Genomic DNA, 20,446 nt, shown 5'->3' with positions numbered 1-20,446 from the left:
CGGTGGGCGCGGCGGGGCATATCGACATCTTCCCCAACTCGCGCAACGTGATCCCCGGCAAGGCGGTGTTCACGGTGGATTTCCGCTCGCCGCAGTTGGCGGTGATCGAGGACATGGTCACGCGGATGAAGGCGGCGGCGACGGAGATTTGCGACGATATGGGCTGCGAGGTGGCGTTCGAGACCGCCGGCGGGTTCGACCCGGTGGAGTTCGACAAGGGCTGCGTCGCGGCGGTGCGCGCGGCGGCGGAACGGCTGGGCTATTCGCATCGCGACCTGGTGTCGGGGGCGGGACACGACGCGTGCTGGATCAACCGCGTGGCGCCGACGGCGATGGTGATGTGCCCCTGCGTCGACGGGCTCTCGCACAACGAGGCCGAGGAGATCACCAGGGACTGGGCCGCCGCCGGGGCCGACGTGCTGATGCATGCGGTCGTCGAAACCGCGGAAATCGTGGAGTGAACTGGCCACGATCCATACCCGTCCCGGGCTTGACCCGGGACCACCCGATCAATGCCCGCGGGGGCCCCGGATCAGGTCCGGGGCGGGATTTACCTTTTGGCAACCATGCGCCGTCAATCCTGGCGTATGGCACATTACGTTTACATCATGGCCTCACGACCGGGTGGCGCACTTTATACGGGAAGAACGCGGAATCTGCGCATGCGCGTCGAGGCCCATCGAACCGGGCTTTCGGCCCACACGGCAAAATACGGCATCAAACGGTTGGTCTGGTTCGAACAGCACGACGATTTCGAAACGTCCCTGCGCCGCGAACGTTCGATCAAACGCTGGCGACGCGCCTGGAAACTTATGCTGATCACCGAAGCCAACCCCGATTGGCACGACCTAACTGCCCAAATTCCAGCCTGAGCCGCCGAGAGGTCATGACTCAGGGCCGGGACGGGTAAGACGGAGGGAAATCCAATGAGCACGAAAGTCATCAAGAACGGCACCGTCTGCACGGCGGATCGGACATGGAAGGCCGATGTCCTGATCGAGGACGAGAAGATCAGGCAGATTGGCGAGAACCTGAAGGGCGATAAGTATATCGACGCCGAGGGCGCCTATGTGATCCCCGGCGGGATCGATCCGCACACCCATCTGGAAATGCCGTTCATGGGCACCACCGCTGCCGAGACATTCGAAACCGGCACCTGGGCCGCCGCTTGCGGGGGCACGACGATGCTGGTGGATTTCTGCCTGCCGGGCGCGGACGGGTCGATAAAGAACGCGATCAACGAGTGGCATCGCAAATCGGCCCCGCAGATTTGCAGCGATATCGGCTATCACATGGCGGTCACCGGCTGGAACGAAACCATCTTCGACGAGATGAAGGACGCCGTCGAGATGGGCGTGAACAGTTTCAAGCACTTCATGGCCTACAAGGGCGCGCTGATGATCGAGGACGACGAGATGTTCGCCAGCTTCAAGCGTTGCAAGGAATTGGGCGCGCTGCCGATGGTCCATGCCGAGAATGGCGATCTGGTGGCCGACATGCAGGCGCAGATGCTGGAGCAGGGCATCACCGGCCCCGAGGGTCACGCCTATTCCCGCCCGCCGGAATTCGAGGGTGAGGCGGCCAACCGGGCGATCACCATCGCCGATACCGCCGGTGTTCCGCTGTATATCGTGCATGTCAGTTGCGAACAGGCGCATGAAGCGATCCGGCGCGCGCGCCAGAAGGGGATGCGGGTCTATGGCGAGCCGCTGGTGCAGTTCCTGACACTGGACGAGAGCGAGTATTTCAACACCGACTGGGACCATGCCGCGCGGCGCGTGATGAGCCCGCCCTTCCGCAACAAGGCGCATCAGGACAGCCTGTGGGCGGGGTTGCAGGCTGGCAGCCTGCAAGTGGTGGCCACTGATCACGCCGCCTTCAGCACCGAGCAGAAACGCATGGGTGTCGATGATTTCACCAAGATTCCCAATGGCTCGAACGGGTTGGAGGAACGTCTGGCCGTGCTGTGGACGCGGGGCGTGGAAACCGGGCGGCTGACGCCGAACGAGTTTGTCGCCGCCACCTCGACCAATGTCGCGAAGATTCTGAACATCTACCCCAAGAAGGGCGCGATCGTGGAAGGGGCGGATGCCGATATCGTGGTCTGGGACCCGAAGATTTCCAAGACGATCAGCGCGGGCAACCATCATTCGATCCTCGATTACAACGTGTTCGAAGGGTTCGATGTGTCCGCGCAGGCACGTTACACGATCAGCCGCGGCGAGGTGATCTGGGCCTGGGGGCAGAACAGCCAGCCACAGCCCGGTCGGGGCCGCTTCGTGCCGCGACCGGCCTTCCCTTCGGCGCATACCGCGCTGAGCAAGTGGAAAGAGCTGACCGCACCCAAGCAGATCAACCGCGACCCGCTGAATATTCCGGCGGGAATCTGACGAAAACCGGCCGCGCCCCCGACCGGGTGGGCGTGGCCCATTGACAAGACCAAGCCAGCACGGCGCAATGGCGCCGATGCAAGCGGGGGACGCAGAGTGACGAGCAATACCGTGATCAGCGCCAAGGACCTGTCGCTGACCTTTGAAACCAACGACGGGCCAGTGCACGCGCTGAAGGGCGTGAACCTCGAAATCGAGAAGGGCGATTTCGTCAGCTTCATCGGGCCGTCGGGTTGCGGCAAGACGACGTTCCTGCGCTGCATGGCCGATCTGGAGCATCCCACCGGCGGCACGATCACGGTCAACGGCGTCAGCCCCCAGGAGGCACGCCGCGCCCGCGCCTATGGCTATGTGTTTCAGGCGGCGGGGCTATACCCGTGGCGCAGCATCGGCGGCAATATCCGCCTGCCGCTGGAGATCATGGGCTATGACAAGGCCGAGCAGGCCCGGCGCGTCAAGGAGGTGCTGAGCCTCGTGGACCTTGCCGGGTTCGAGCAGAAATTCCCCTGGCAATTGTCCGGCGGGATGCAGCAACGCGCCAGCATCGCCCGCGCGCTGGCCTTCGATGCCGACCTGTTGCTGATGGACGAGCCCTTTGGCGCGCTGGACGAGATCGTGCGCGATCACCTGAACGAGCAATTGCTGCATCTGTGGGACAGCACCCACAAGACGATCTGTTTCGTCACCCACTCGATCCCCGAAGCGGTGTATCTGAGCACCAAGATCGTGGTCATGAGCCCGCGGCCTGGACGGATCACCGACGTGATCGAAAGCCCCCTGCCCCGGCAGCGACCGCTGGACATCCGCGACACGCCCGAATTCATCGAAATCGCCCATCGTGTCCGCGATGGCCTGCGCGCGGGGCATGGCGATGAGGTTTGAACGCGCACCGCAACCGGGCCTGACCGCAACAGCGATGGCAGGAGCGGCATGATGCGCAACCTCGTGCCCGTGCTGACCGTTGTCGCCGTCATTTTCGCGATCTGGTATGCCGCCGCCATCGTGCTGAATGCGCCATGGGCCCATAACAAGGCCGAGCGTGCGGGAGTCGAATTGACGTTTTCCGAACTGGTGGCCGATACCTGGAGCCAGAAAAAGCCCAAGCTGCCCGCGCCGCATCAGGTGGGGGCCGAGCTGTGGAAGACCACGGGCGAGATGGTGGCCAACGGGCGCGGGTTTTCCAAGCGGTCGCTGATCTATCACAGCTGGATCACCTTCAGCGCCACGGGGCTGGGGTTCGTTCTGGGCACGGCGCTTGGCATCGCGTTGGCCATAGGGATCGTTTACAATCGCACGATGGACATGAGCGTGATGCCCTGGGTGATCGCCAGCCAGACCATTCCGATCCTAGCCATTGCGCCGATGATCATCGTGGTTCTGAACGCGGTGGGGATTTCGGGGCTGCTGCCCAAGGCAATGATCTCGATGTACCTGTCGTTCTTCCCGGTGGTCGTGGGCATGGTGAAGGGGCTGCGCAGTCCGGGGCCGATGCAACTGGACCAGATGCGCACATGGAACGCGACACCGGCGCAGACCTTCTGGAAGCTGCGGTTGCCGTCGTCGATGCCGTATCTGTTCACCTCGCTCAAGATCGGCATGGCGGCCAGTCTTGTCGGTGCCATCGTGGGTGAATTGCCGACCGGCGCGGTGGCCGGTCTGGGCGCGCGCCTGCTGGCCGGGAGCTATTACGGCCAGACCATCCAGATCTGGAGCGCGCTGATCATGGCCGCAACGCTGGCCGCCGTGCTGGTGGGGCTGATCGGGATGATTCAGCGGATGGTTCTGAAACGGATGGGGATGGCGTGATGGGCTGGCTGGTCTTCGGATTTCTGGCATGGATCGGCGGCTGGTGGCTGAACCATGTCCTGTCGCACAGGCCCAGGACGCGGTTCACAGGGCTGGCGGTGCCGGTTATCTTCGGGCTGACCGTGGTGGTGATCTGGGAATCGCTGGTGCGGGGGCTTGAGATTTCGCCGGTGCTTCTACCCCCGCCCACGCAGATTGCCGCCACCTTTGCCGCAAAGACCCACATCCTGTGGGAGGATTTCGTGCAGACCGTCCTCAAGGGCGCGTTGACGGGGTATGTCTTGGGCTGCGGCGCGGCGTTCCTGATGGCGATTGCGGTGGACCGGTTTCCGTTCCTCAAGCGCGGTTTGCTGCCGGTGGGCAATTTCGTGGCCGCGCTGCCGATCATCGGCATGGCGCCCATTCTGGTGATGTGGTTCGGGTTCGACTGGCAATCCAAGGCGGCGGTCGTGGTGGTGATGGTGTTCTTTCCGATGCTGGTGAACACGGTCGAGGGGCTGGCCGATACCGACGCGATGCAGCGCGACCTGATGCGCACCTATGCCGCCGGGTACTGGAAAACGCTGCTCAAGCTGCGCCTGCCCGCCGCGCTGCCGTTCATATTCAACGGGCTGAAGATCGCCAGCACACTGGCGCTGATCGGAGCCATCGTGGCAGAATTCTTCGGCTCGCCCATCAAGGGCATGGGATTTCGCATTTCCACCTCGGTGGGACAACTGGCGCTGGATCTGGTCTGGGCCGAAATCGTCGTGGCGGCGATTGTCGGGTCGGCCTTTTACGGGGGGATCGCCCTGTTGGAGAAGGCGCTGACATTCTGGCATCCATCACAACGGGGCCGGGCATAACAAAAACATAAAACCCAAAGTTCAACACGGGAGAAGCAAGATGAAGACCAAGACTTTGACGACATCGCTGGGGCTGGCCATCGCCAGCCTGTGCGCGGGCATGGCGCAGGCCGCCGATGACCTGACGCTGCAATTGAAATGGGTCACGCAGGCGCAGTTCGCAGGCTATTACGTGGCGCAGGATCAGGGCTTTTATGAAGAAGAAGACCTGAACGTCACGATCAAGCCCGGCGGGCCGGACATTGCACCGACGCAGGTGATCGCGGGGGGCGGCGCGGATGTGACCGTGGAATGGATGCCCGCCGCCCTGTCGGCGCGGGAAAAGGGCCTGCCGCTGGTCAATATCGCCCAGCCGTTCAAGAAATCCGGCATGATGCTGACCTGCCTGAAAAGCACCGGCGTGCAAACTCCCGATGATTTTCCGGGCCGCACGCTTGGCGTCTGGTTCTTCGGCAATGAATTTCCGTTCCTGAGCTGGATGAGCCAGTTGGGCATCCCGACCGAAGGCGGCGAGGATGGCGTGACGGTTCTGAAACAGGGATTCAATGTCGATCCGCTGTTGCAGGGGCAGGCCGATTGTATTTCGACCATGACCTATAACGAGTACTGGCAGGTGATCGACGCGGGCATCACGCCCGAGGAACTGATCACCTTCAAATACGAGGATCAGGGGTCGGCGACGCTGGAAGACGGGCTATACGTGCTCGAGGACAAGCTGGACGACCCTGCCGAGGTCGACAAGCTGGCGCGGTTTGTCCGGGCGTCGATGAAGGGCTGGAAATGGGCCGAGGAAAACCCCGAAGAGGCCGCGATGATCGTGCTGGACAATGACGCGACCGGCGCCCAGACCGAAGAGCACCAGATCCGGATGATGAGCGAGGTCGCCAAGCTGACCGCCGGATCGAACGGCGCGCTGGATCCGGCGGATTACGAACGCACGGTCGAGTCGTTGCTGTCGGGCGGGTCGGACCCGGTGATCACCAAGCATCCGGGCGACGGTGCCTGGACGCACGTGATCAGCGACAAGGCGCTGAACTGAGTTTCAGGCGTCGCGAAAGGACGATTTGGCGGGGCGTGCAACAGCGCGCCCCGTTCTGCATCGCGCGCACGCCATATTCCCGCCACAATCGCCAGTGTTGCGGATTGCCGCGCCGCACCCCCTACATGTTGAAGAACACGCGCGAAACCCTTGTGAAATAAGCACTTTAATCGAGCCCTCCCTTATGCTACGCTCAAGGACAATAAAAGCATAAGCCAGCCGAAAAATCGGCGGCGCGAGAGGCAGAAAAGAGTAGTTCCATGAAGGATCGGAGCAGGCAGCCCATCCGCTGGGGTCTGGTGGCGTTGGCCACGTTTTGGATGCTGGTGATTGTCCCACTCAGTGCGGCGGCCGCGCCATATGCGGCGCTTGTGATGGACGCGCGATCCGGCGAAGTTCTTCACTCGCGCAATGCCGATACGCGGCTGCATCCGGCCTCTTTGACCAAGATGATGACGCTTTATATCGTCTTCGAGGCGGTCGAGAACGGCGAGATCAGCCTGGACAGCCCGGTCAAGATTTCCAGCCATGCCGCCAGCGAACCGCCCAGCAAACTGGGCTTGCGGGCAGGCCAGACGATCAAGCTGCGCTATCTGATCCGTGCAGCAGCGGTGAAATCCGCCAACGATGCCGCAACCGCGTTGGGCGAGGCGATCGAAGGTTCGGAAGCCCGGTTTGCGCGCCGGATGAACCGCACCGCCAAGGCGCTTGGCATGACGCGCACCACCTTCAAGAACGCCCACGGCCTGACCGAAAGCGGCCACCTGTCCACGGCGCGGGACATGACCATTCTCGGCCGGCATCTGTTTTACGACTATCCCGAATATTACAACCTGTTCTCGCGCATCACCGCCGATGCGGGCGTGCGCAAGGTGTATCACACCAACCGCAAACTTCTGAGCAGCTATCGCGGTGCGGACGGGATCAAGACCGGGTACACCCGCGCCGCCGGGTTCAACCTTGTCGCCAGTGCCGACCGCAACGGCGAGCGGATCATCGCAACGGTATTCGGCGGTCGCTCGACTGCGTCGCGCAACGCCAGGGTCGCCGAATTGCTGGATATGGGTTTCAAACGTGCGCCGCGCCGGGTCGCGCTGCATAGACCGGCCCGCCCGCCCTATATGGGCAAGGTCGGCGGGAGTGAGGGAACGCCGGGCGGATATGGCAAGAAGATACGCCTGGTCGCGGCTGCCGCCGTCAAGCAGAGCCTGCGCCCGCAGGCCCGCCGCGTGGCCGAGGAACCGGCACCGGTTGTCATAGCGGCGAAGGCCGATATCGAACAGGCGATCATGGCCGCGCAGGAGGCCGATGTCGATGTCGCGGTCAAAACCGTCGCCGTCGCCCCTGCTGCCAGGACCGAGGCCAAGGGCGCAACACGCGCGCCCCTGCCCAAGATCAACCCCGAGCCACGGCCCGAGGATCTGGTTCTGGCGCGGCTGGAAGAACCCACGGAAGACCCGATACAAGAGGTCGTCACGCGCGTGTCCACCTCGGGCGGGCGCAACTGGGGGATCAATGTGGGCCGCTATCCCAGCCAGTACAAGGCGCGCAAGATCCTGCTGAAAACGGCGCTGAACGAGATGACCACGCTGGATGGCAGCCTGCGCAAGGTCGTCAAGCGCCCCACCGGATTTGACGCCAATTTCATGGGAATGACGCGCGAAACCGCCGACCTGGCCTGTCGCCGTCTTCAGGCCAAGCAGGTCACCTGTTTCATGATCGAACCCGGTGGCGGGGCGTAACGCCGCCTCCTGCCGGGATCAACCCGACCGCCCGTAATGTTCGACCATCGCCGCCAGATCGTCTGGCGGCGTATCGCTTTGCACGAAGGCGCAGGCATTGGCGTTGAGCGCAAAGATCGACCCGTCCGAGAAGAACGAGGTATTGGTCACGAAGATCACCTGCGTCTCCGGGTGGCGATAGCTGGCAAGGTCCGCGACGGCGAGCGCGCTGCCTTCCTCCAGAATGACGTTCAGGATGATCACGTCGAACCGCTGAGCCGACAGCGCCGCAGCAGCGCCGGGCTGGCCATGTTCCAGCCGAACCTCCATGCCCTGCCGCTCAAGGTGGCGTTGCCACAGGCGGCCAAGCTCGGGCGCGGCTTCGACAATCAGAACCTTCATCTATTCCCTCTGCCGCAGCATATTGGAAACCGCCGTCCGGTTTAATCCTGTTCACTGTACCCTTAATTTGACTCAAGGATTAAGAAAATCTTAACCGCCTTCCGGGCGAGGTAGCAATCGGCCAATGACCGCTTGTCTTGCGCCCCGAATCCCGGTTCAAAGGCGGCCAGCGATCAGGAGACCCTCAAGATGACCACTTGGATCACGGTATGCGATACCTGCAAAGGGGAAGATTGGGACGCAAATACCCATGACCGCCCGCATGGTGAAGACATGGCCGAACTGGTGGAACAGCACGCGGACGGGCGGAACGTGAAAACGCGGCGCGTGTCCTGCCTGATGGGCTGCACCCATGGCTGCAACGTGGCGATCCAGGCCGAGGGCAAGCTGGCCTATACGCTCGGACGTTTCAGCCCGGATGCCGAGTCTGCCGCGGCCATCGTGGACTATGCGGAACTGCACGCCGACAGCGACACGGGACAGGTGCCCTACCGGCAATGGCCGCAAGGGGTGAAGGGGCATTTCGTCACCCGCCATCCGCCCCTGCCTAGGAGCGGAGACTGAACCGGTGAGCGGCGCTCGGGATCATGGTGGCGGACTGGATGACGCCGTGGCGCGCCATGGCGGCACGCGCGATGCGTGGATCGACCTGTCCACCGGCATCAACCCGGTGCCCTACCCCCTCCCCGCCTTGCCAGCCGAAGCCTGGACCGCCCTGCCCGACCGCGCCGCACAACAGGCGTTGGAAGATGCCGCGCGGCGGTTCTGGAACGTGCCGGACGGTGCGGCGGTGCTGGCCGCGCCCGGCGCATCGAGCCTGATCGCCCGCCTTCCGGGGCTGGCGCGGGCGGGGCGCGTACATATTCCCGGCCCCACCTATAACGAACACGCCGCAGCCTTTGCCGCGCATGGCTGGAATATGAGCGCGGACAGCCCGGATGCGACGGTGATCGTCCACCCCAACAATCCCACGGGCGCATGGCATGACAGGCTGACACCGGGCGCGTCGCTGACCGTCATCGACGAAAGCTTTGCCGATGTCGCCTCCGACCGTTCGCTTGTCGCCCGCGCGGCGCGGCCCGGTGTCATTGTGCTGAAGAGTTTCGGCAAGTTCTGGGGGCTGGCCGGGGTGAGGCTGGGCTTTGCCATTGCCGCCCCCGACACGATTGCACGGCTGGCCGGGATGCTGGGGCCGTGGCCGGTATCGGGACCGGCGCTGGAGATCGGGCGCATGGCGCTGAACGATACCGGATGGGCCGAAGACACCCGCACCCGCCTCACCGCCGATGCCGCGCGTCTGGACTCCCTGATGACGCGGGCAGGCGCCACCGTCGAAGGGGGATGCCCGCTGTTTCGTCTTTATCGCACCGAGGACGCGCAGGGCTGGCAGGACCGGTTGGCGAAACACCACATCTGGAGCCGCGTCTTTCCCTATTCCCCGGAATGGCTCAGGCTGGGTCTGCCTGCCCCGGATCAGTGGGCGCGACTGGAGGCTGCGCTATGACCACGGCAACCGTTCTGATCTGCGCCATGCTGCTGGACGCCCTATTGGGTGAACCGCGTTGGCTGTGGAACCGGGTGCCGCATCCGGCGGTTCTGATCGGGCGCGCAATTGACTGGCTGGAAGAGCGGCTGAACATCGGGGCTGCACGGCGTGTCAAGGGGATCGCTGCAATGGCTCTGCTGGGGTGCGGTGCAGTGCTTGCGGGGCTGATCCTGAGCCTGTTCGGCTGGCCGGTTGCGGTGATCGTGGTCGCCGTTTTGCTGGCGCAACGCTCTCTTGTGGATCATGTGCGCGCCGTTGCCGATGGGTTGCGCCTGTCAACTGGTGAGGCGCGGCGCGCCGTGGGGATGATCGTGGGGCGCGATACGCGAGAAATGAACGACGCCGATATCGCCCGCGCCGCGATCGAATCCGCCGCCGAAAACCTGAGCGACGGGGTGATTGCCCCGGCCTTCTGGTTTCTGGTGGCGGGGCTGCCGGGGCTGCTCTTGTACAAGGTCACGAACACTGCGGATTCGATGATCGGCTATCGCAACGAACGCTTCGCGGCCTTCGGGTGGGCGGCGGCGCGGCTGGACGATGTGCTGAACGTGGTCCCCGCACGCCTGACCGCGGCACTGATCGCGCTCACCCATTGGGGGCTGCGTGAGTGGCGGGCAATCATGGCCGATGCACGCCAGCACCGGTCGCCCAACGCGGGCTGGCCCGAAGCGGCCATGGCCCGCGCCCTGAACGTGGCGCTGTCGGGGCCGCGATCCTATGACGGAACCCTGAAGCATTTCCCGTGGGTGCATCGCTTTGGGCGCATGGATATCGGCGCGGGGCAGGTCGAAGCGGCCTGTGCCGCCCTCTGGCGGGCATGGGGGGCGGCCTTGGCCGGTGTCGTCGTACTGGCACTGATCGGCTGTGCGGTTTAACCCAGTATCAGCCACAGTGCCGCCCCGGCCAGCGCCAGCCCGAACCCGGCATTGAGCCTGCGCGCCTGATCCTCCCGGTCGAACGCACGGGCAAGCCGGACACCCGCCGCCGTCCATATGGTGAAAGCCAATAGATTGTTGAGCGTGAACAGCGTGGTGATCCAGATCACCGACATCACCGGCCCGCCCGGTGCGCCCGGCAGGAACTGCGAGAACATCAGCGCGATGATCATGTAAGCCTTGGGGTTGAGAACCAGCAACAACACACCGCCCCCCGCCCCAAGAGGCCGGGCCTCGGGCGTGGCCCCGATGCGGCCCGCGCGCAGGAACCCCCAGGCCAGATAGAGCAACCACGCCACACCTGCCCATTGCAGCCCCATCATCATGCCGGGGAGCCGGCTCAGACCGGTGGCGAACCCATAACCGATGGCCAGCGTCACCAGCCATGTCGCGGCATGGTACCCGGCGCTGGCCGGAACCGTGCGCAACATGCCGAACCGCGCGCCATTGGCGGCAAAGACCATGTTGCCGGGTCCGGGGCTGTAGGCCAGCGGGAACAGGAAAATCAGCAACGTCAGGGTCCAGTCGATCATCATAGCCTCGGGCGGTAGTATGCGAGAGCGTCAGAATGCCCGCGAAGCGTGGCGCAGGGCGACCCGGATCGTGCGCTTTCGGATTGCGGGACGATCCAATAGGCTGCCTCGTGAATCGATCCGACACGAAGGTACGCCAATGCGCCTGTTGCCCCTTTTTCTTGCCCTTTGCCTTGCAGGGCCTGCCAGCGCCCAAACCTGTGGCGGCAATTTCGGCGGATTTGTCGATGCGTTGCGACAAGAGGCCATCGCACGGGGCCATGCCCCCGACAGCGTGACACGGTTTTTCGCGCCCGTGCGGCACGATCCCGCCGTCATCAAGGCCGACCGCAGGCAGGGTGTATTCCAGATGCCCTTCGTCGATTTCGCCCGCCGCCTGATCAGCGCGAACCGCATGCAGAAGGGCCGGCAACTGGCGCAGCAGTACGATGCGACCTTCGAGCGGATCGAACGCGAGTACGGCATCAGCCGCGGTGTCCTGCTGGCTTTCTGGGCGTTCGAAACCGATTACGGCGCGGTTCAGGGGGATTTCAACACGCTGAACGCACTGGTCACGCTGTCGCATGATTGCCGTCGCCCCGAATTGTTCCGCCCGCAGATTTTTGCCGCGCTGGAACTGTTCGAAAAGGGGGATTTCAGCCCGGCCAAAACCACAGGGGCGTGGGCCGGTGAAATCGGCATGGTGCAGATGCTGCCGCGCGACATTCTGGACAACGGGGTGGATGGCGATGGCGACGGGCATGTGAACCTGAAAACATCGGCCCCCGATGCGCTGATGTCGGGCGCAAAGATGCTGAGCGAGCTTGGCTGGCGTCCGAACGAACCCTGGCTGCAGGAGGTGACGCTGCCGCAAGGGATGGACTGGGCGCAAACCGGGCTGCGCACTGTGAAACCTGCCTCGGACTGGGCGGGGATGGGGGTGCAGGCCCGACACGGACAGATCGCAAGCGACCTGCCCGCCAGCCTGTTGCTGCCGCAGGGGCGCAACGGCCCGGCTTTTCTGGCCTATCCGAATTTCCGAGTCTATTTCGAATGGAACCAGAGTTTCGTCTACGTCCTGACCGCCGCCTATTTCGCCAACCGTCTGGAGGGTGCGCCGGTGTTCAATGCGGGCACTCCCGCGCAAGGGTTGTCGGATGCGCAGATGAAGGATTTGCAGCGCAAGCTGGCCGCGCGGGGCTATGACGTGGGCGAGATCGACGGAATCCTCGGTGCGGGCACCCGCGCCGCCGTGCAGGACATCCAGCAGGAACTGGGGCTGCCTTCCGACGCATGGCCGACACGGGATTTGCTGAACAGGCTTTGAGGGTCGGGCGGATCAGTTTCCTGAGGTCGCCAGCAATTGCTGAGCGCGGTCATGGCCCAGCTTCCAGGCCAGAATCTCGGCCCTGGGGTGCCAGGTGTAGCGATGATCGTCGCGTGTCGGGGACCAGAACAACACACCCCCCTCGCGCCAGGGGTCCAGTACGATCCCGTCATACAGGGTATCGCCACCGCGGCTGATGATCACGGTGCTGTGTTCCAGCAGAATCGGATTCTTGGCGTTGGCGATGGCGCGATGCAGGTCCAGCGTCTGGAAGTCCTCTTGTTTCAGGCGGGTTTCCATGTCCTTGGCCCAGTGCCAGCACAGGCCGCGAGGTTTGACGCCCATATTGACCTTGGTGTTATGGATGATCGGCGGATCGGTGATCTGATATTCCAATGCCAGCCGGTGCGTATGTTCATAAGAAATACGCGCGGCGCGGTGCGCTTCTTCCGGATCGACCTCGGGGCCGAGGGCAAGGATCGCCTGTTCGAGCCGCGCCACATCCTGCGCGGTGCCGGGCAGCGGCGGGCCATCGGGGCGCGGCGTTCCGCAGGCGGCGAGGGCCACAAGGCCGAGAAAAGCAAAAAAGCGCAAGAAAAGCGGCATCGGTGGCATCGTCCTGAACGGGTAACACTGCGTCATCCCAAAGAGCTATCGGGCGCATCAGCGGATGTCGAGACAGCCCGGCGAGAACCCGCGCGGATGTGATGGGAAGGAAACAGCGGCGTTAACCACGATACGCGCGGTATTCTTTACTTTTTGGCAAGGATTACGCATCATGCTGAGCATATCGGAAGTTCTGTCAGTTTTTCCACTGAACAGTTGACCCGGCAGAGGTGCTTCTCTGCCGGGTCTTTCCTTGTCAGGGCGTCATCGCCCTATCCAAAGCCGGATGACGGCAATCACCAGCGTTCCCGCTGCAATCGCGACCATCCATTTTCGGAAGTTCCTTTCGGTCAGTCTGACCACCTCCTTCCGCTGCGAAGGTTCACAGCGAATTGAACATCGGCCCCGGCGCTGAAGGAAAGGTTAAATTGTACGAAAAACTCAGAGTGATCAGGCCACCATCGCCTCGGCCTTCTTGAGATCGACCGACACCAGCTGACTGACGCCCTGCTCGGCCATGGTGACGCCGAACAGGCGATCCATGCGGCTCATGGTGACGGCATGGTGGGTAATGATCAGGAAGCGGGTTTCGGTGCGGCGGCACATTTCGTCCAGCATATCGCAGAACCGGCCCACATTGGCATCGTCAAGTGGCGCATCGACCTCGTCGAGCACACAGATCGGCGCGGGGTTAGCCAGGAACACCGCAAAGATCAGGGCAAGCGCCGTCAGCGTCTGCTCACCACCCGACAGCAGGGACAAGGTGGCCAGTTTCTTGCCCGGCGGCTGACACATGATTTCGAGCCCGGCATCGAGTGGATCGTCGCTTTCGACCATGACGAGATTGGCCTCGCCGCCGCCGAAGAGATGGGTGAACAGCATGGCGAAGTTGGAATTCACCTGCTCAAATGCGGTCAGCAGGCGTTCGCGCCCCTCGCGGTTCAGGCTGGCGATCCCGTTGCGCAATTCACGGATCGCCCCTTCGAGATCGGCTTTTTCGGTAACCAGCGAGTCATGCTCTTCCTGTACCTCACGGGCGTCTTCCTCGGCGCGCAGGTTGACCGCGCCAAGCGCATCACGCTGCCGTTTCAGGCGGTTCACGTCGGCCTCGATCGCCTCTGAGGCCGGCATCTTTTCGGGATCGGCCTGCAGCTGCTCCAGAAGGTTCTCGGGCGTGGTCTCCTGATCGTCCGCGATGCGCTCGGCGGCATAGGCCTGAGCCTCGCGGGCGGCATCGGCGCGGGCTTCGGACCGGGCGCGGGCTTCGCGCGCCTCGGACGCGGTGCGCTCGGCATCGCGCTCGGCGGCCACGGCTTCGCGCGCAGCCCCTTCGCCAGAGGACAGAGCATCGGCAGCCTCGGCCCGACGGGCCTCGGCCTTGTCGATTTCCGAACTCAATTCGGCGCGCTTGGCGGCGATTTCCTCGGGGGCGGCGTTGGCCTCGGCCAGTTCGTCCTCGGAGGCGGCCTTGCGTTCGGCCAGTTCGGCGCTGCGCTTTTCGGCGGTTTCCAGACGGTGCCGCCAGCCGCTGATCTCCTTGGTGACCTCTTGCGCGCGCCGGGTGCGGGCCTCGCCCTCGCGGCGCAATTCGTCATGTCCCGACCGTCGGGCCATCATGGTCATCCGCGCGGCTTCGACCGTCATCTTGACATCTTCGACCTCGGCGCGCGCGGCATCGAGATCACCCAGATCCTGCACGCCCTTTTCGGCCTCGGCCAGTTGCTGGCGGGCGGCAAGCGCCTCTTCCTCGTGGCGGGTGACGGCAAGCCCCATCGATTCCAGCTTGGATTGCGCCAGATTGCGGTCGGCCTCGGCCCGGCTGAGGGCGCGGTTGGCCTGATTGAGATCGGTATCCGCGGCGCGGCGCGCTTCGCGGGCCTGCTTGTCGGCCTCGGCCAGGTCCGCCAGTTTCGCACGCAGGGTTTCATGGGCATGTGACGCCCCCTCGGCCCGCGCCGTGGCATGGGCCAGTTCCTGCTTGAGCTCTTCGAGCCGGTTCAATTGTTGCAGGCGCAACGCGGCGGCCGATGGCGCATCCTCGGCCCAGGCCCTGTATCCGTCCCACCGCCACAGATCGCCCTCGCGGGTGACGAGGCGCTGACCGGGCTTGAGCAAGGGTTGCAGGCGCGGGCCATCCTCGGCCTCGACCAGACCGATCTGGGACATGCGCCGCGCCAGCACTTCGGGAACCGAAACGTGATTGGTCAGCGCGGTCACGCCTTCGGGCAGGGTTTGTGCGGCCTGATACCCCGGCAGAACCATCCAGCCCGAGGGGCCGTCCTCGTCCACTTCGGGAGCGCGCAGATCGTCAGCCAGTGCCGCGCCGAGCGCCTTTTCAAAGCCCTGCTCGACCTGCAAACGATCAAGGATCTGCCCGCCTTCGGCGGTGTCACGATCCACCAGCCGCGCCAATGCAGTCACCTCGGCGGACAGGGCGTTGACCTCGCCTTCGGCTTCGGAGCGTTCGGCGCGCGCGGTTGTTTCGCGCGCCTGTGTTTCGGCGCGGGCGGCTTCAGCGGCGTTCAGCGTTTCCTCGGCGGCCTCGGCAGCCTTGAGCGCGGCGGTTTCGGCGCTCTGTGCAGCCTCGTAATCCTGCCCGGCGCGCGCCAGCGCATCCCTGGCGGATTGCGCCGCACTGCGGGCGCGCTCGGCCTCGGCCTCGCTTTTATGGAGGGTCTTGCGACTGTCCTCCAGAAATCGCTGCGCCGATTGATGCCGTGCTGCAAGACGCGCGACATCCTCGGTCAACTGGCTGAGATCGGTTTCGCGATCCTGCAACACCTGCGCCGCCTCGTGCGAGGCTTCGGCAGCCGCGGCCAGCTTGTCGGACTGTCCCTCGCTGGCCTTGGCCAGTTCGCGGGCCTCCCACTCGAGGCGCTCGATGGTTTCGCCCGCATCCCGGTTCAGGCCCGATTCACGGTCGATATCTCGGCCCAACTGTTCGATCCGGCTGTGCAGGGTTTCGATCCGCGCGCGGGCGTTTTGCTCCTGCTCGTTCAGGGTATCACGCTGCACCTGAAGGCGTTGCAGGATGGCAGCGGCAATCGCCTCTTCCTCGCGCAGGGGCGGCAGGGCATCCTCGGCCCTGGCGCAGGCCTTGGCGGCTTCGCGTGCTGCGGATTCGGCCTGCGCCGCAGCGGTGGTACGATCGCGCAGCTCTTCGTCGGCGCGGGCACGGGCAGAATCCGCTTCTTTCCAGCGACGATAGAGCAACAACCCCTCGGCCTGCCGCAACTCTTCGCCGATAGCGCGATAGCGGGCGGCCTGCCGGGCCTGCCGGGCCAGTTGCGCCAGTTGCCCGGCCAGTTGTTCGATCACGTCATCGACGCGGGTCAGGTTCTGCTCGGCGCCTTTCAGTTTCAGTTCGGCCTCGTGCCGACGCTGATAGAGGCCCGAGATCCCGGCGGCCTCTTCCAGAATGCGGCGGCGGGCCTTGGGCTTGGCGTTGATCAGTTCCGAAATCTGCCCCTGCCGGACCAGCGCGGGCGAATGCGCCCCGGTCGAGGCGTCGGCAAAGAGCATCTGCACGTCACGTGCGCGCACATCCTTGCCGTTGACCTTGTAGGCACTACCCACGTCACGGGTGATCCGCCGCACGACATCGAGAACGTCGCTGTCGTTGAAGCCGGACGGCGCCAGACGGTCCGAGTTGTCGATCTGCAACGCCACTTCGGCAAAGTTGCGCGCCGGGCGCGAGGCGGCGCCGGCAAAGATCACGTCTTCCATCCCGCCGCCGCGCATGGCGGTGGGGCGGTTTTCCCCCATGACCCAACGCAGCGCTTCCAGCAGGTTCGACTTGCCACAGCCATTCGGCCCCACCACCCCGGTCAGACCGTGCGCGATATGCAGGTCCGTCGGGTCGACGAAGCTTTTAAAGCCGGTCAGTCTTAGCTTGGAGAACTGCAAGGGCACCTCGGGCGTGTGATTCCGTCGTTCTGAAAATGTGACGGGGTGCCGGGGCGTCTGTCAACGGCAAACCCCACGATATGGGGACACAGAGGGACTTATCCACAAGATATATGCGAAATTCGGCCATTCCTTGCCTTTCATCGGCCTTGCCCGGACCAGGTTGACGAGGCCGGTGCAGGTGTCGCCCCTTCTTCCCCGCCATGGCGCAGACGGGCGGCAGGCCGTCGGAATCGACCTTGACGGGTTCGAGTCCTCCGGGCAGATTGGTGGGGCAATGGTTCCCATATGAGCGCAAAGCGTTCCGGGAAGAATTGGGAATGACGTGACAGCGGACCCAAACAGGGCGCTTAACCGTCAGCCGCCCCCGCGACTGTAAGCGGAGAGCCACTGCCACAATGCCACTGGGGGTAACACCTTGGGAAGGCGGCAGCACGGCGACGACCCGCAAGCCAGGAGACCAGCCATCGCATGGACCTAACCCGCCGCCTCGGGTGAGAGGCGAAGAAGGAGAAAAGACAATGACCGCACTGGTTCAATCCGCTGCAAAATCTTCCGTTCTGCCGTTCGTGACCGCCATGATACTGGGCCTCGGCATCATCACGATCGCCGGGCACGTTCAGGCCTCGACCCTGCACGATGCCGCCCATGACGTGCGCCACGCCACCGGCTTTCCCTGCCACTGAACCATGTTTCAGAAAATTCTGGCCAGCGCGTTGCTCGCTGGATTCTGCGCGGGGCTGAGTGCGGCCGCGTTGCAGTTTTTTTTCGTGCAGCCGGTTCTGCTCCATGCAGAGCTATATGAAGGTGGCGATCTGATTCATTTCGGCGCCGACGCGGTAAGCGCCAATCCTGAACTGCCGGGGTTCGACCCTGTGCGCGACGGTCTGAGCATTCTGTTCACGGCGCTCATCTACGTGGGTTACGCGCTGTTGCTGATCGCCGCGATGGGACTTGCAGAGGCACGGGGCGTTGCCATCACGGCACGCACCGGGATTCTCTGGGGGCTTGCGGGATTCGTCGCAATCCACTTTGCACCGGCAATTTCGCTGCCGCCCGAAGTGCCGGGCGTGGCGGCTGCCGATGTGGCGCTACGCCAGATCTGGTGGTGGAGCACCGTAGCGGCAACGGCCTGCGCGCTTGCGCTGATCGCGTTCGGCAAGGGCTGGCTGATGTGGAGCACGGCGGCCATCCTGCTGCTGGCGCCGCATGTCATCGGCGCACCGCATCCGGGTGAGTTCTCGGGCCCGGTTCCGCCGGAGATCGCCGCGCTCCTTGCTGCGCGTGCCCTTGGCATCGGATTTTTCGCCTGGGCACTGCTTGGGTTGTTCGCCGGTTACTTCTGGCAACGCGAAGAACAGGCGTCGGCCTGATCCTCTAACCGGCCCCGGCGGATATCCGTCGGGGCCCCATAAACGAGTTTTCTTATGCCTCGGACCTTTGTCTTCCTGCTGATCGGCCTGTTTTTCGGAACCGGTTTCGGCTTTCTTCTTGCGGCGGGCACCGGGGTGCAGCTCGAAGGTCATCATCATGGTGACGACGTGCACGATCATGCCGCGCATGATCATGGCCAGGGCGATATGAACGGTCACGATCATTCCCGTATGGTCGAAGCGGGCACCCCTGTCCCGACGCTCAGGATCGCCTTGCATCCCGATGGAACCCAAAGCCGCAACCTGCATATCGAGGTGACCGGGTTTGCCTTCGATCCCGAAGGCGTCAACGGCCCGCACGTACCGGGGAAAGGACACGCGCATGTCTATGTGGATGGCATCAAGGTCGCGCGCGCCTATGGTCCCTGGATGCAGCTTCAGGCCTTGCCTGTAGGCCCCCATGACATACGTGTCGCGCTATATACCAACGACCATTCCCAACTGGTCAGCAACGGCGAACCGATCGAGGCCACAGCGCAGGTGGTGATCGAATGATGACCTATGCCGGCACCCGGCCCACGAGGCAAGATCGCAAGCGTCCCGCATCGCGGGCGTCTTCGATCCAGCCATCGGCACAATCGGCATACATGGCCGCAAAGGCCAGTGTATCGTCCAGGTCAATCGCGGGGTCGATATCGGCGAAAAGATACGTGGCCTTGCCCGGTGCCGCAAAGGCCACCGAGAGGGGCCGAGCGCAATTCGACATGCAGGCATGGTCCTGCACCTCGAACGCCAGACCCCGTTGCGCCAGCGCAACGCGCAGCCGGGCGGCAAAGCCCTTGCCGTCCATCCCCTCGCATGTTGAACAAACCACGATCCGGTGCATATGCGCCGTCCTTTCACGGGTGCCCTAGGCCAAGGCCACCCTGCTGACAAGCCCTTCTGAGGAGTTGACCAGATGCCCGCAAAAATACCCGCAACCGTCGTCACCGGATTTCTGGGTGCCGGAAAAACCACGCTGATCCGTCACATGCTGGAAAACGCGAATGGCAAGCGCATCGCGCTGATCATCAACGAATTCGGTGATCTGGGCGTGGATGGCGGCATTCTCAAGGGCTGCGGCATCGAGGGCTGCGCCGAGGACGACGTGATGGAATTGTCCAACGGGTGTATCTGCTGCACGGTGGCCGAGGATTTCATCCCCACCATGCAAAAACTACTGGAGCGCGCAGATGCTCCCGATCACATCGTGATCGAAACCTCGGGGCTGGCTTTGCCCCAACCTCTGGTGCGCGCCTTCAACTGGCCCGAGATTTCCACCCGTGTCACCGTGGACGGGGTGATCACGGTGGTGGATGGCAAGGCCGTGACCGAAGGCCGGTTCGCCCATGACATCGCCGCGGTGGATGCCCAGCGCGCGCAGGACGAGAACCTCGATCACGAAACGCCCCTGTCCGAACTGTTCGCCGATCAGGTGGCCTGCGCCGACATGATCGTGGTGAACAAGGCCGATTTGTTGGGTGAGGACGAGGCCACGACCCTTGTCGCGCAATTGCGCGATGACAGCCGCGATGGCGTGCAGGTGGTCAAATCGACCATGGGCGCGTTGCCTGTCGATGTGTTGCTTGGGCAGGGCATAGGTGCCGAAACGGATATGGACGCCCGTCACGAGCTGCATCACCATCATCATGACGATGAGGAGGACGACCACCACCATGATCACGATCACGACGAGTTTGAATCCTTCGTGGTCACCCGCCCCGAGATCAGTGACCCGGCAACCTTTGCCGAGCAGGTTGCCGAAGTGATCCGCGCACACGATATCCTGCGCCTGAAGGGGTTTGCCGCCGTCGCGGGCAAGCCGATGCGCCTGACCCTGCAAGCCGTGGGTCCGCGCGTCGACAGCTATTTCGACCGCCCGTTCGGCACAGACCCGAGGGAAACCCGGCTGGTGGTCATCGGGCAATCGGGGCTGGACCGGACCGCCATCGAACGGGCATTGTCTGCCTGACGGTTACTCTGTGACAGGCCGGGCGTT

General features: G+C 63.9%; 21 protein-coding genes and 1 riboswitch. Of the genes, 16 read left to right on the top strand and 5 right to left on the bottom strand.

Going from position 1 to position 20,446, the window contains the following annotated elements; genetic code table 11:
* The 8 genes from KPG71_RS13995 to KPG71_RS13960 form a co-directional block, all read left to right on the top strand.
* Positions 1-461 (top strand): M20/M25/M40 family metallo-hydrolase (locus tag KPG71_RS13995; RefSeq protein ID WP_216338608.1); only part of this gene is annotated, 461 nt, incomplete at its 5' end.
* Positions 462-512: 51 nt separating this feature from the next.
* Positions 513-872 carry a GIY-YIG nuclease family protein gene (locus KPG71_RS13990; RefSeq protein ID WP_367397355.1) on the top strand — a complete coding sequence of 120 codons (360 nt, stop codon included), beginning with the start codon at positions 513-515 and terminating at the stop codon, positions 870-872.
* 54 nt (positions 873-926) lie between these two features.
* The gene (hydA, locus tag KPG71_RS13985) at positions 927-2,390 is read left to right on the top strand and encodes a dihydropyrimidinase (RefSeq protein WP_216338607.1); all 1,464 of its coding nucleotides are present in this window, start codon (positions 927-929) and stop codon (positions 2,388-2,390) included.
* Positions 2,391-2,486: 96 nt separating this feature from the next.
* Complete coding sequence (locus KPG71_RS13980) at positions 2,487-3,272, top strand: ABC transporter ATP-binding protein (RefSeq protein ID WP_216338606.1); 786 nt, start codon at positions 2,487-2,489, stop codon at positions 3,270-3,272.
* Positions 3,273-3,320: 48 nt separating this feature from the next.
* On the top strand, positions 3,321-4,196 hold the full coding sequence (locus tag KPG71_RS13975) for an ABC transporter permease (protein ID WP_216338605.1): 876 nt from the start codon (positions 3,321-3,323) through the stop codon (positions 4,194-4,196).
* Positions 4,196-5,041, top strand: a complete 846-nt coding sequence (locus tag KPG71_RS13970; protein ID WP_216338604.1) for an ABC transporter permease — start codon at positions 4,196-4,198, stop codon at positions 5,039-5,041. The genes KPG71_RS13975 and KPG71_RS13970 overlap by 1 nt, the downstream gene beginning before the upstream one ends.
* A gap of 40 nt (positions 5,042-5,081) precedes the next feature.
* Positions 5,082-6,080 carry an ABC transporter substrate-binding protein gene (locus KPG71_RS13965; RefSeq protein ID WP_367397354.1) on the top strand — a complete coding sequence of 333 codons (999 nt, stop codon included), beginning with the start codon at positions 5,082-5,084 and terminating at the stop codon, positions 6,078-6,080.
* A 260-nt stretch (positions 6,081-6,340) separates the two neighbouring features.
* Positions 6,341-7,822, top strand: coding sequence for a D-alanyl-D-alanine carboxypeptidase family protein (locus tag KPG71_RS13960; RefSeq protein WP_216338603.1), 1,482 nt, complete (start codon positions 6,341-6,343; stop codon positions 7,820-7,822).
* An 18-nt stretch (positions 7,823-7,840) separates the two neighbouring features.
* Here KPG71_RS13960 and KPG71_RS13955 read toward each other — a convergent pair whose 3' ends face one another.
* Complete coding sequence (locus tag KPG71_RS13955) at positions 7,841-8,203, bottom strand: response regulator (RefSeq protein ID WP_216338602.1); 363 nt, start codon at positions 8,201-8,203, stop codon at positions 7,841-7,843.
* A 189-nt stretch (positions 8,204-8,392) separates the two neighbouring features.
* On the opposite strand from KPG71_RS13955, the gene KPG71_RS13950 reads away from it, so the two are divergent.
* Genes KPG71_RS13950 through cbiB form a run of 3 tightly spaced genes read left to right on the top strand, consistent with a single transcriptional unit; the run spans position 8,393 to position 10,624 of the window.
* Positions 8,393-8,767, top strand: a complete 375-nt coding sequence (locus tag KPG71_RS13950) for a DUF1636 domain-containing protein (protein ID WP_216338601.1) — start codon at positions 8,393-8,395, stop codon at positions 8,765-8,767.
* Between the two features lie 4 nt (positions 8,768-8,771).
* The gene (gene cobD, locus KPG71_RS13945; protein WP_216338600.1) at positions 8,772-9,707 is read left to right on the top strand and encodes a threonine-phosphate decarboxylase CobD; all 936 of its coding nucleotides are present in this window, start codon (positions 8,772-8,774) and stop codon (positions 9,705-9,707) included.
* Positions 9,704-10,624 (top strand): adenosylcobinamide-phosphate synthase CbiB, encoded by a 921-nt coding sequence (cbiB, locus tag KPG71_RS13940; protein WP_216338599.1) that lies wholly within the window; start codon positions 9,704-9,706, stop codon positions 10,622-10,624. The genes cobD and cbiB overlap by 4 nt, the downstream gene beginning before the upstream one ends.
* On the opposite strand, the gene KPG71_RS13935 is transcribed toward cbiB, so the two are convergent.
* Positions 10,621-11,217, bottom strand: a complete 597-nt coding sequence (locus KPG71_RS13935; protein ID WP_216338598.1) for a LysE family translocator — start codon at positions 11,215-11,217, stop codon at positions 10,621-10,623. The two genes, cbiB and KPG71_RS13935, sit on opposite strands and share 4 nt — an antisense overlap.
* 139 nt (positions 11,218-11,356) lie before the next feature.
* On the opposite strand from KPG71_RS13935, the gene KPG71_RS13930 reads away from it, so the two are divergent.
* Complete coding sequence (locus KPG71_RS13930) at positions 11,357-12,523, top strand: lytic murein transglycosylase (RefSeq protein WP_216338597.1); 1,167 nt, start codon at positions 11,357-11,359, stop codon at positions 12,521-12,523.
* 12 nt (positions 12,524-12,535) lie between these two features.
* On the opposite strand, the gene KPG71_RS13925 is transcribed toward KPG71_RS13930, so the two are convergent.
* A complete protein-coding gene (locus tag KPG71_RS13925) occupies positions 12,536-13,129 on the bottom strand; it encodes a hypothetical protein (protein WP_216338596.1) in 594 nt (197 codons plus the stop codon).
* Positions 13,130-13,579: 450 nt separating this feature from the next.
* On the bottom strand, positions 13,580-17,035 hold the full coding sequence (gene smc / locus KPG71_RS13920) for a chromosome segregation protein SMC (RefSeq protein ID WP_216338595.1): 3,456 nt from the start codon (positions 17,033-17,035) through the stop codon (positions 13,580-13,582).
* 261 nt (positions 17,036-17,296) lie between these two features.
* Positions 17,297-17,519, top strand: a riboswitch (cobalamin riboswitch).
* A gap of 37 nt (positions 17,520-17,556) precedes the next feature.
* Here smc and KPG71_RS13915 point away from each other — a divergent pair.
* The 3 genes from KPG71_RS13915 to KPG71_RS13905 are packed head-to-tail and all read left to right on the top strand — an operon-like array spanning position 17,557 to position 18,963.
* Entirely contained in the window at positions 17,557-17,721 is a 165-nt protein-coding gene (locus tag KPG71_RS13915) for a CbtB domain-containing protein (RefSeq protein ID WP_216338594.1), read from the top strand.
* Between the two features lie 3 nt (positions 17,722-17,724).
* Positions 17,725-18,408: a CbtA family protein gene (locus KPG71_RS13910; protein ID WP_216338593.1), complete on the top strand. Its 684-nt coding sequence runs from the start codon at positions 17,725-17,727 to the stop codon at positions 18,406-18,408.
* A gap of 54 nt (positions 18,409-18,462) precedes the next feature.
* Entirely contained in the window at positions 18,463-18,963 is a 501-nt protein-coding gene (locus KPG71_RS13905; RefSeq protein ID WP_216338592.1) for a hypothetical protein, read from the top strand.
* A gap of 4 nt (positions 18,964-18,967) precedes the next feature.
* Here KPG71_RS13905 and KPG71_RS13900 read toward each other — a convergent pair whose 3' ends face one another.
* Positions 18,968-19,294, bottom strand: a complete 327-nt coding sequence (locus tag KPG71_RS13900) for a DUF1636 domain-containing protein (protein WP_216338591.1) — start codon at positions 19,292-19,294, stop codon at positions 18,968-18,970.
* Between the two features lie 72 nt (positions 19,295-19,366).
* On the opposite strand from KPG71_RS13900, the gene cobW reads away from it, so the two are divergent.
* The gene (gene cobW / locus KPG71_RS13895; RefSeq protein WP_216338590.1) at positions 19,367-20,419 is read left to right on the top strand and encodes a cobalamin biosynthesis protein CobW; all 1,053 of its coding nucleotides are present in this window, start codon (positions 19,367-19,369) and stop codon (positions 20,417-20,419) included.
* The last annotated feature ends 27 nt before the right edge of the window (positions 20,420-20,446 follow it).

The sequence above is a fragment of the Roseovarius sp. PS-C2 genome (assembly GCF_018862045.1).
In the GTDB taxonomy this organism is placed as follows: Bacteria; Pseudomonadota; Alphaproteobacteria; order Rhodobacterales; family Rhodobacteraceae; genus Roseovarius.
This window is presented reverse-complemented; position numbering and strand designations above follow the sequence as displayed.

Bases quoted from the DNA above. Each gene is read 5' to 3' on its own strand.
- KPG71_RS13955 (WP_216338602.1), bottom strand. From the start codon at position 8,203: ATGAAGGTTCTGATTGTCGAAGCCGCGCCCGAGCTTGGCCGCCTGTGG.
- KPG71_RS13905 (WP_216338592.1), top strand. From the start codon at position 18,463: ATGCCTCGGACCTTTGTCTTCCTGCTGATCGGCCTGTTTTTCGGAACC.
- KPG71_RS13990 (WP_367397355.1), top strand. From the start codon at position 513: ATGCCCGCGGGGGCCCCGGATCAGGTCCGGGGCGGGATTTACCTTTTG.
- KPG71_RS13900 (WP_216338591.1), bottom strand. From the start codon at position 19,294: ATGCACCGGATCGTGGTTTGTTCAACATGCGAGGGGATGGACGGCAAG.
- KPG71_RS13970 (WP_216338604.1), top strand. From the start codon at position 4,196: ATGGGCTGGCTGGTCTTCGGATTTCTGGCATGGATCGGCGGCTGGTGG.
- KPG71_RS13950 (WP_216338601.1), top strand. From the start codon at position 8,393: ATGACCACTTGGATCACGGTATGCGATACCTGCAAAGGGGAAGATTGG.
- hydA (WP_216338607.1), top strand. From the start codon at position 927: ATGAGCACGAAAGTCATCAAGAACGGCACCGTCTGCACGGCGGATCGG.
- cobW (WP_216338590.1), top strand. From the start codon at position 19,367: ATGCCCGCAAAAATACCCGCAACCGTCGTCACCGGATTTCTGGGTGCC.
- KPG71_RS13965 (WP_367397354.1), top strand. From the start codon at position 5,082: ATGAAGACCAAGACTTTGACGACATCGCTGGGGCTGGCCATCGCCAGC.
- KPG71_RS13930 (WP_216338597.1), top strand. From the start codon at position 11,357: ATGCGCCTGTTGCCCCTTTTTCTTGCCCTTTGCCTTGCAGGGCCTGCC.
- KPG71_RS13935 (WP_216338598.1), bottom strand. From the start codon at position 11,217: ATGATCGACTGGACCCTGACGTTGCTGATTTTCCTGTTCCCGCTGGCC.
- KPG71_RS13975 (WP_216338605.1), top strand. From the start codon at position 3,321: ATGATGCGCAACCTCGTGCCCGTGCTGACCGTTGTCGCCGTCATTTTC.
- cbiB (WP_216338599.1), top strand. From the start codon at position 9,704: ATGACCACGGCAACCGTTCTGATCTGCGCCATGCTGCTGGACGCCCTA.
- KPG71_RS13960 (WP_216338603.1), top strand. From the start codon at position 6,341: ATGAAGGATCGGAGCAGGCAGCCCATCCGCTGGGGTCTGGTGGCGTTG.
- KPG71_RS13915 (WP_216338594.1), top strand. From the start codon at position 17,557: ATGACCGCACTGGTTCAATCCGCTGCAAAATCTTCCGTTCTGCCGTTC.
- KPG71_RS13910 (WP_216338593.1), top strand. From the start codon at position 17,725: ATGTTTCAGAAAATTCTGGCCAGCGCGTTGCTCGCTGGATTCTGCGCG.
- KPG71_RS13925 (WP_216338596.1), bottom strand. From the start codon at position 13,129: ATGCCGCTTTTCTTGCGCTTTTTTGCTTTTCTCGGCCTTGTGGCCCTC.